Source organism: Streptomyces sp. NPDC093801 (genome assembly GCF_040701585.1).
Lineage (GTDB): Bacteria > Actinomycetota > Actinomycetes > Streptomycetales > Streptomycetaceae > Streptomyces.
Window position 1 is genome coordinate 1 of the sequence record NZ_JBFBDP010000079.1, and the last position, 10,480, is coordinate 10,480.

Here is a 10,480-nt window from a genome sequence, read left to right on the forward strand (position 1 = left end):
GCCGAACCCACCGCGACCCGCCGGTGCTCGAACACCGACCGCGTCGTGACGAGGGAGTACCCGAGGTCCAGCGACCGGACGTCCTCGGGGAGCCGGGTCAGCTGGGCGCGCAGGCCTGCGGCCGAGCGGCCCGACACCACCAGCGGCACCACCGGCAGCTCGCGCACCGCCTCGGCCGGGGCCTCGGCCTGCTCCGGGGCCTGCTCCAGGATCACGTGCGCGTTCGTCCCGGACACCCCGAACGAGGACACGCCCGCACGCCGCGGACGGTCGAGCGCGGGCCAGTCCCGCGCCTCCGTCAGCAGCCCGACCGCACCCGCCGACCAGTCCACCTGGGACGAGGGCGCGTCCACGTGCAGCGTCTTGGGAAGCCGGCCGTGCTCCAGCGCCTTGACCATCTTGATGACGCCGGCTACCCCGGCGGCCGCCTGCGCGTGCCCGATGTTGGACTTGAGCGAGCCGAGCCACAGCGGCCGTCCGGCCGTGCGGGCGCTGCCGTAGGTGTCCATGAGGGCCTGGACCTCGATCGGGTCGCCCAGCTTCGTGCCCGTCCCGTGCGCCTCGACCGCGTCCACGTCGGCGGCGGTGACCTGGGCGTCGGCGAGGGCCTGGCGGATGACGCGCTGCTGGGCCGCGCCGCTGGGGGCGGTGAGGCCGTTGCTGGCGCCGTCCTGGTTGACGGCCGAGCCGCGCAGGACGGCCAGGACCCGGTGCCCCTTGCGTACGGCGTCGGAGAGGCGTTCGACGAGGAGGATCCCGGCGCCTTCGCCGGGGCCGAACCCGTCGGCGGTGTCGGCGAAGGCCTTGCAGCGGCCGTCGGCGGCGACTCCGCGCTGGCGGGAGAACTGGACGAACACGGCGGGGGTGGACATGACGGTGACGCCGCCGGCCAGAGCGAGGTCGCATTCGCCGCGGCGCAGGGACTGGGCGGCCTGGTGGAGGGCGACCAGGGAGGACGAGCACGCGGTGTCGACGGTGACGGCGGGGCCCTCCAGGCCGAGGGTGTAGGAGATGCGGCCCGAGGTGAAGCTGACGACGCTGCCGGTGAGGAGGTCGCCCTCGAGCTGGGCGGAGGGTGCGCGGACCCCGCTGGTGTAGCCGCCGTCCCAGGCGCCGACGAAGACGCCGGTGCGGCTGCCGTGCAGGGAGCGGGGGTCGATGCCGGCCCGTTCCAGGGCCTCCCAGGAGGTTTCCAGCAGCAGCCGCTGCTGGGGGTCCATGGCGACGGCTTCGCGGGGGGAGATCCCGAAGAAGCCCGGGTCGAAGGCTCCGGCGGCGTTCAGGAAGCCGCCTTCGCGGCAGTACGAACGGCCGGCCGCGTCCGGGTCGGGGTCGTAGAGGCCCTCGACGTCCCAGCCGCGGTCGGCGGGGAACGGCGAGACGGCGTCGGTTCCGGTGGACACCAGCTCCCACAGGTCCTCGGGGGTGTCGGCCCCGCCCGGGAAGCGGCAGGCCATGCCGACGATCGCGATCGGCTCGTGGGCGCGTCCCTCCAGTTCCTTGAGGCGTTCGCCGGTGCGGTGCAGTTCGGTGGTGGCCCGCTTCAGGTAGGTGCGGAGCTTCTCTTCGTTCGCCATGTCTCGTCACCCGTCACGTGCTGTGCGGCGGTTCAGAACCGCTCGTCGATGAATGCGAAGATCTCGTCGTCGTCGGCGTCCTCGATGGCTTCGGCCACGGAGCCGGCCGCCGGGTCGTCGCCGGTGGACGGTGTGCCGCCGAGGCCGTTCCACAGGCCGGTGAGGGCCGCGAGGCGGCCGGCGATCTCCTTGTGCGCCGTCTCGTCGGGTCCCCCGCCCTCCGCGGTCCTGCCGGAGAGGGCTCCGAAGAGGGATTCCAGCCGGTCGAGTTCGGCGAGGACGGAGGCCGCGCGGGCGTCGGTGCCGGCTGCGGCCGGATCGTCGGCGGGGTCGCCGGCGGGGGCCAGGGCGCCGCTCAGGTGGGCGGCGAGGGCGGCCGGGGTGGGGTGGTCGAAGACCAGGGTGGCGGCCAGGCGCAGTCCGGTGGCGGCGGCCAGCCGGTTGCGCATCTCGACGGCGGTCAGGGAGTCGAAGCCGAGTTCCTTGAAGGCCCGGTCGGTGAGGACGTCCTCCGCTCCGCCGTGGCCGAGCACGGCCGCGGCGTGGGCCCGTACGGCGTCGAGGAGCAGGTCCTCCCGTTCGTCGGCGGGCAGGCCGGCGATCCGGTCGGCGAGGGTTTCGGCGGGGCCGGTGTGCTGCGGGGTGGCGGTGGTCTCCCGGCCGCCGCCGACGAGGTCGCCGAGGAAGGCGGGGACGGGGCCCGCGGCGCGCAGGGCCGCCGGGTTGAGGCGGATGGGGACCTGGAGGGGGCTGTCGACGGCCAGGGCGGCGTCGAAGAGGGCGAGGCCCTCGGTGTCGGTGAGGGGCATGATCCCGCCCCGGGCGAGGCGGCGGTGCATGCCGCTCTGGTCGAGGTGGCCGGCCATGCGGCTGTCGGTCGCCCAGAGGCCCCAGGCGAGGGAGACGCCGGGCAGCCCGAGGGAGCGGCGGTAGCCGGCGAAGGCGTCGAGGAAGGCGTTGGCGGCCGCGTAGCCGCCCTGGCCGGGGCTGCCGAACAGGGCGGACGAGGAGGAGTAGAGGACGAACGCGGACAGGTCGTGGTCGCGGGTCAGTTCGTGCAGGTTGAGGACGGCGTCGACCTTGGGGTGCAGGACGGTGTCCAGGGCCTCGGGGGTGAGGGTGGACAGGGTGCCGTCGGCGAGGACGCCGGCGGTGTGGACGACGCCGGCGAGGGGGGCGTCGTCGGGGATCGCGGCGAGGAGCGCGGCGAGCTGTTCGCGGTCGCCGGCGTCGCAGGCGGCGAGGGTGACGCGGGCGCCGAGCGCGCCGAGTTCGGCGGCGAGTTCGGGGGCGCCTTCGGCATCGGGGCCCTGGCGGCCGGCGAGGACGAGGTGGCGGACGCCGTGTGCGGTGACGAGGTGGCGGGCGACGGCGCTGCCGAGGGTGCCGGTGCCGCCGGTGACGAGGACGGTGCCGTGGGGGCCGAAGGCGGGGGGCAGGGTGAGGACGAGCTTGCCGGTGTGCCGGGCCTGGCTGAGGGTGCGGAACGCCTCGCGGGCGTGGCGGACCTCGTGGACGGTGAGCGGCAGCGGCTCCAGCACGCCCGCCTCGAAGAGGGCGAGGAGTTCGCGGAGCATCTCGCCGACGGTGTCGGGGCCGGCCTGGACCAGGTCGAACGCCCGGTAGCGGGTGCCGGGGTGGGCTGCGGCGATGGCGTCGGGGTCGCGGACGTCGGCCTTGCCGAGTTCCAGGAAGTGGCCGCCGCGGGGCAGGAGGCGCAGGGAGGCGTCGACGAACTCCCCGGCGAGGGAGTTGAGGACGATGTCCACGCCCCGGCCGCCGGTGGCGGTGAGGAACGCGTCGGCGAATCCGGTGGTGCGGGAGTCGGAGAGGGCGTCGTCGGTGAGGCCGCGGGCGCGCAGGGTGTCCCACTTGCCGGTGCTGGCGGTGGCGTAGACGGTGAGGCCGTGGTGGCGGGCCAGTTGGAGGGCGGCCATGCCGACGCCGCCGGCGGCCGCGTGGACGAGGAGGGACTGGCCGGGGGTGGCCCCGGCCAGGCGGGTGAGGGCGTAGTGGGCGGTGAGGAACACGGCCGGTACGGAGGCGGCCTGGGCGAAGGTCCAGCCGGCCGGGACGGGGGCGAGCATGCGGTGGTCGGCGACGGCGTAGGGGCCGAAGCCGCCGGTCCACATGCCGAGGACCCGGTCGCCGGGGGCGACGGTGGTGACGCCGGGGCCGACCTCGGCGACGACGCCCGCGCCCTCGGCGCCCATGACGGGGTCGCCGGGGTACATGCCGAGGGCGATGAGGGTGTCGCGGAAGTTGATGCCGGCGGCGCGTACGGCGATGCGGACCTGGCCCTCCTCCAGGGGTGCCAGGGTGTCGGGGGCGGGGGCGAGGCGCAGGCCCTCCAGGGTGCCGGTGCCGCTGGTGGCGAGCCGCCAGGCGGCGGTGCCGGCGGGCGGGACCAGGAGGTCGCCGGGGTGGTCGCCGGAGCGGGCCAGGCGGGGGGCCCGGACGGTGGCGCCGCGGACGGCCAGCTGGGGTTCGCCGGAGGCGAGGGCGGCGGCGAGGGCGGCGGCGCCGGCGGTGTCCGGGTCGCCGGCCGGGTCGAGGTCGAGGAGGGTGAAGCGGCCCGGTTCCTCGGACTGGGCGGAGCGGACGAGGCCCCAGACGGTGGCGGTGGCGGGGTCGGTGACGTGTTCGTCGGGGGTGGTGGCGACGGCGCCGCGGGTGATCAGGGTGAGGGTGGTGCCGGCGAGCCGGTCGCCGGCGTCGAGCCAGGCCCGGGCGAGGTCGAGGGCCCGGTGGGCGGTGGCGTGGGCGGTCGCGGCGTCGGGGCGGGGGTGGTGCGGGAAGGACACGGCGACGGTGTCGGGGGCGGCTCCGTCGGCGGTGGCCGCGAGGAGCGCGGGCAGGTCGGGGTACCAGTCGGCGGGGGCGCCGGCGGTCTCCAGGGCGGCGAGGACCTTGGCGTGGTCCTCGCCGACGACGGCGGTCCGCACCGGCAGCGGGGCTGCGGGGGTGTGCTGCTTCGGCCAGGTGACCTCGTACAGGGAGCCGCCGTGGCGGCCGCCCGCGGTGCCGGACGCGGCGGCGAGCTGCTCGTCGGAGACGGTGCGGACGAGGAGTTCGTCGACGTCGAGGACGGGCCGGCCGGTGGCGTCGGTGGCGCGCAGGGTGACGGCTTCCTCGCCGGCGGGGGTGATGGTCACCCGCAGCCGGTCGGCTCCTTCGGCGTGCAGGCGTACGCCGCGGACGGCGAAGGGCATGCGGGCCTTGCCGTCGTCGGGGAAGAAGGCGCCCAGGCTCATGGCCTGGAGGGCGGAGTCGAGGAGGGCGGGGTGGATGCCGTAGCCGGCGGAGGCCTCGCGGGTGCGGGGCGGGAGGGCGATCTCGGCGTGGACGGCGGTGTCCTCGCGCCAGCCGTCGTGGAAGCCGCGGAAGTGCGGCCCGTAGTCGTAGCCGCGGGCGGTGAACTCCTCGTAGAACGCGTCGGGGCCGGGGCGTCCGGCGGGCCGGGCGGCGGCGGCCGGCCAGGGCCGGGGCAGCGGGGCGGGCGGGGTGTCGGCGTCGGGGGCGAGGGTGGCTTCGGCGTGCCGCTGCCAGGGGGAGCCGGGGGCGGCGCCGGCCTCGCGGGAGTGGACGCTGAGGGTGCGCCGGCCGTCGGCGCCTGCGGCGGAGACCTGGACGCGGAGTTCGACGGCGCCGTCGTCGGGCAGGACGACGGGCGCCTGGAGGATCAGTTCGTCGAGGCGGCCGCAGCCGGTCTGCCGGCCGGCCCACAGGGCCAGGTCGACGAGGGCGGCGCCGGGCAGCAGGACGGTGCCCAGCAGGGCGTGGTCGGCGAGCCAGGGGTGGGTGTCGGCGCCGACGCGGGCGGTGTAGACGACGGACCCGGACTCGGGGAGTTCGACGCCGCCGCCGAGCAGCGGGTGCCCGGCCTCGTGGAGGCCGATGGAGGCGGCGTCGCCGCGCCGGGCGGGCGCGTTGTACCAGTAGCGTTCCCGCTGGAAGGGGTACGTCGGCAGGTCGACGCGGCGCGAGTCCTCGCCGAAGAGGGCGTCGGCGTCGATCTCGACGCCGCTGACGTGGGCCATGCCGAGGGCCGCGGCGAACCAGCGGGCGCCGCCCTTCTCCCGGCGCAGGGTGCCGAGGACGGCGGCCCGGGCGCCCGCGTCCGCGACGGTCTCCTGGAGGGAGGCGGAGAGCATCGGGTGGGGGCTGGGTTCGAGGAAGACCTCGTGGCCGTCGGCGATCAGCGCGCGGGTGGCCCGCTCGAACTCGACGGGTTCGCGCATGTTGCGGTACCAGTAGTCGCGGTCCAGGGCGGCGGTGTCGAGGAGTCCGCCGGTGACGGTGGAGTAGAAGGGGATGTCGCCGGTGCGCGGGGCGACCGGGTCGAGGACCTCCAGGAGGTGTTCCTTGAGGGCGTCGACCTGGGCGGAGTGCCCGGCGGTGTCGACGCCGGGGATGGCCCGGGCGTGGACGCCTTCGGCCGTGAGCTCGTCGAGGAGTTCGCGCAGGGCGGCCGGCTCGCCGGCGACGGCGGCGGTGCCGGGGCTGTTGACGGCGGCGACGGACAGCCGGTCGCCGAACCGCTCCAGGCGGGAGCGCAGTTCGGCGGGGGCCAGCGATGCGGCGATCATGCCGCCCTTGCCGGCGAGGGTGAGCCAGGCCCGGCTGCGCAGGGCGACGATGCGGGCGGCGTCGTCGAGGGAGAGGCCGCCGCAGACGTAGGCGGCGGCGATCTCGCCCTGGGAGTGGCCGACGACGGCCGACGGGTGGACGCCGAGGGAGCGCCAGGTGGCGGCGAGCGACACCATCATGGTGAACAGGACGGGCTGGACGACGTCGACGCGGGCGAGCGAGGGCGCGCCGGGTACCTGGCGCAGGACGTCCATGACGGACCAGTCCAGGTAGGGGCGCAGGGCCTCGTCGCAGGCGGCGGCGGTCTCCCGGAAGGCGGCGGAGCGGTCCAGGAGGCCCTCGGCCATGGCGGGCCACTGGGAGCCCTGGCCGGGGAAGACGAACGCGATGCGGTCGCCGGGTCCGGCGGAGCCGCGGAGCACGGCGAGGTGCGGCCGGTCCTGCGCGAGGGCGTTGAGGGCGTCGAGGATCTCCTCGCGGCTCTCGCCGATGACGGCGGCGCGCCGTTCGAAGCGGGAGCGGGCCGTCAGCAGGGTGTACCCGGCGTCGGCCGGGTGCGTGCCGGGGTGTTCGACGAGTCCGGCGCGGAGCCGGGCCGCCTGGGCGCGCAGGGCGGTCTCGGAGCGGGCGGACAGCAGCAGCGGGACGGTGACCTCCGCCCACTCGTCCGGGTCGCCCTCCGGTGCGGCGGCGGGGGCCGGTACGTCGGGGCGGGGCGCCTCTTCGAGGATGACGTGGGCGTTGGTGCCGCTGATGCCGAAGGCGGAGACGGCGGCCCGGCGCGGGGTGCCGTCCCCCTGCCAGTCCAGGTCCTCGGTGAGGAGGGAGACGGCTCCGGAGCTCCAGTCGACGCGCGGGGTGGGCGCGTCGACGTGCAGGGTGCGGGGCAGGGTCCCGCCGCGCAGGGCGAGGACCATCTTGATGACGCCGGCGACGCCGGCGGCGGCCTGGGTGTGGCCGATGTTGGACTTCACGGAACCCAGGCGCAGCGGCCGCGCGGGGTCGCGGTCCCGGCCGTAGGTGGCGAGGACGGCCTGGGCCTCGATGGGGTCGCCGAGTGCGGTGCCGGTGCCGTGCGCCTCGACGGCGTCGACGTCCTGCGGCTCGAGGCCGGCGTCGGCGAGGGCCTGGCGGATGACCCGCTGCTGGGAGGGGCCGCTGGGGGCGGTGAGGCCGTTGCTGGCGCCGTCCTGGTTGACGGCGGAGCCGCGGATCACGGCGAGGACGGGGTGGCCGTGGCGTTCGGCGTCGGAGAGCCGCTCGACGAGCAGCATGCCGGCGCCCTCGCCGAGGGCCACGCCGTCGGCGCCGGCCGCGAAGGCCCGGGTGCGTCCGGTGGGGGACATGACGCGCTGGCGGGAGAACTCGACGAGCATCTCCGGGGTGGACATGACGGTGGCGCCGCCGACGAGGGCCATCCCGCACTCGCCGCGGCGCAGCGACTGCACGGCCAGGTGCAGGGCGACCAGGGACGCCGAGCAGGCGGTGTCGACGGTGACGGCCGGGCCTTCGAGGCCGAAGACGTAGGAGAGCCGGCCGGACATCACGCTGGCGGAGTTGCCGGTGCCGAGGTAGCCGTCGAAGTCCTCGTCGCCGTTCTGCAGCAGCGGCATGTAGTGCTGGCCGTTGGTGCCGACGAAGACGCCGGTGCGGCTGCCGCGCAGGGCGGCCGGGTCGAGGCCGGCGCGTTCCAGGGCCTCCCAGGAGGTCTCCAGCAGGAGCCGCTGCTGCGGGTCCATGGCGAGGGCCTCGCGCGGGGAGATCCCGAAGAACTCGGGGTCGAAGTCGGGGGCCTCGTGCAGGAACCCGCCCTCGCGGACGTACGTGCGGCCCTTCGCCTCGGGGTCGGGGTCGTAGAGGCCGTCGAGGTCCCAGCCGCGGTTGGTCGGGAAGGTGCTGATGGCGTCGCCGCCGCCGCGCAGCAGCTGCCACAGCTCGTCGGGGGTGTTGATGCCGCCGGGGAAGCGGCAGGCCATGGCGACGACGGCGACGGGCTCGGCGTCCCCGCCGGCGGGGACGGTGGCGAACGGCGCGTCCGGCTCCCCGTCGGCTCCGGTGCCGGAGGCCAGCTCGTGGAGGTGGCGGGCGACGGCCGCGCTGGTGGGGTGGTCGAAGACGAGGGACGCCGCCAGGTCCAGTCCGGTGGCCTCGCGGAGCCGGTTGCGCAGCTCGACGGCGGTCACCGAGTTCAGGCCGAGTTCCCTGAACGCCCGCTCGGGGTCGATGCCCCCGGGTGAGGCGTGGCCGAGGACGGCCGCCACCTGGGTGCGGACGAGCCGCAGCAGCTCGCGCCGCTGCTCCTGCTCCGGCCGGCCGCGCAGGGCGCCCGCGATCCGGGTCGCGGACGCTCCCGCGGCGGCTCCGGCGGCGTCGGCGGCGGCCTTCTCGGCGGCGCGCAGGGCGCGTACGGCGGGCAGTTCGTCGAGCAGCGCGGAGGGGCGTGCGGCGGTGTAGGCGGCGGAGAACCGCGCCCAGTCGACGTCGGCGACGGCGACGGCGGTCTCCCGGCCGACGAGCGCCGCGTCGAGGGCGTCGAGGGCCCGCTCGGGGTCCAGGAACCGCAGGCCCGCGCGGAGCATCTGCTCGGCGGCGGGGCCGGTGAGGGAGCCCTCCCAGGGGGTCCAGGCGATGGAGGCGGCGGGCAGCCCGAGGCCCCGGCGGGCTTCGGCGAGGGCGTCGAGGTAGGCGGTGCCGGCGGCGTATCCGCCCTGGCCGGCACCGCCCCACACGCCGGCGACGGAGGAGAACAGGACGAGGGCGTCGAGTTCCGTGCCGGTGTCCCCGAGGAGGGCGTGCAGGCGCGCGGCCGGTCCGGTCTTGGCGGTGACGGCCGCCGTGAAGCCCTCGATCGTGGTCTCGGCGAGGGTGGTCAGGGGGGCGGTGGGCGGGGCGACGTAGACGGCGGACGGCGCGTACCGGTCGAGGAGCTCGCGGAGCCGGCCGTCGTCGGCGGGGTCGCAGGGGACGACGGTGATCCGGTCGTCGGGGCCGGTGCCCGGGGCCTCGGGGCCGGCGGCCTCGGCCGCCCCGGCGAGGACCACGCGGTCCGCGCCGGCGGTGAGCAGCCGGCGGGCCAGCGGGCCGGCCGCGGTGGCGAGGTCGCCGACGAGCAGGACGGTGCCGCGCGGGGCGGGCGTACGGGAGCCGGTCGCACCGGCGGCGGCCGGGACGAGGCGGCGGCCGTAGGTGCCGGAGCCCCGGACGGCGACCTGGTCCTCGGCAGCGGGCGCGGCGAGGGCGGCGGCCAGGCGCCGGAAGGAACGGGCGTCGGGCTGCGCGGGCAGGTCGACGAGACCGCCCCACAGGGAGGGCAGTTCGAGGGCGGCGACCCGGCCGAAGCCCCAGGTCTGGGCGGCCTCGGGCGACGGGGACTCGGCGGGCGAGACGGCGACGGCCCCGGCGGTGACGGCCCAGAGGCGGGCTCCGGTGCCGGCGTCGGCGCAGGCCTGGGTGAGGGTCAGGGTGGCGGCGAGGCCGAGCGGCAGGCCGGGGTGGTCGGGGTGCTCGCCCTCGGCGAGGGGCAGCAGGGACAGGATCCCGCCGAGCGGCAGGGCCTCGGGCCGGCCGGCGGCTTCGGCGAGGAGGGCCCGCAGGAGGGACCGGTCGGCGTGGACGGGGTCGACGGCGAGGGCCTCGACGGTGGCGCCCCGGCCGGCGAGGGCCTGCCGGGCGGATTCCGCGTGGGCGGAGCCGGAGGGGGAGTCGGCGGCGACGAGCAGCCAGCGGCCGGAGAGCCGGTCGGCCGGGTCGTCGGCGCGCAGGTTCTTCCAGCCGACCCGGTAGCCGAGGCCCGCTTCCGGTCCGCCGGTGGCGGGCGTCGTGGCGGGAGGGGCGGCGGGGGCGGCGGGCAGCCAGTGGTGCTCGCGCTGGAAGGCGTACGTCGGCAGGTCGACGCGGTGTGCGCCGGTCCCCTCGAAGAGGGCAGCCCAGTCGATGCCGGTCCCGCGCACGAACAGCTCGGCGGCGGAGGTGAGGAGGCGCTGGAGGCCGCCCTCCTCTCGGCGCAGGGAGCCGGTGGTGAGGACGGGGGTGCCGAGGGCCTCTGCGGTCTCCTGGACGCCGATGGTGAGGACGGGGTGGGCGCTGGACTCCACGAACGTCCCGAAGCCCTTGGCGAGGAGCGCCTCCACCGTCTCCTCGAAGCGGACGGGCCGGCGCAGGTTGCGGTACCAGTACGCGGCGTCGAGCGCGGCCGTGTCGACCAGCTCAGCGGTGACCGTGGAGTAGAAGGGGACCTCGGGCCGGCGCGGAACGATCGGGCCGAGCACGTCGAGCAGCTCGGCTTCGATGCGCTCCACGTGCGCCGAGTGCGA

The 10,480-nt window shown here is 76.8% G+C and carries 2 protein-coding genes; both read right to left on the reverse strand.

All coding sequences use genetic code 11. The annotated features are described in order from the left end of the window. The coding region (locus tag AB0469_RS40575; protein ID WP_366456635.1) for a beta-ketoacyl synthase N-terminal-like domain-containing protein at positions 1-1,577 on the reverse strand (1,577 nt) is incomplete at its 3' end. A 32-nt stretch (positions 1,578-1,609) separates the two neighbouring features. Further along, on the reverse strand, positions 1,610-10,480 hold an 8,871-nt coding region (locus AB0469_RS40580), incomplete at its 5' end, for an SDR family NAD(P)-dependent oxidoreductase (protein ID WP_366456636.1).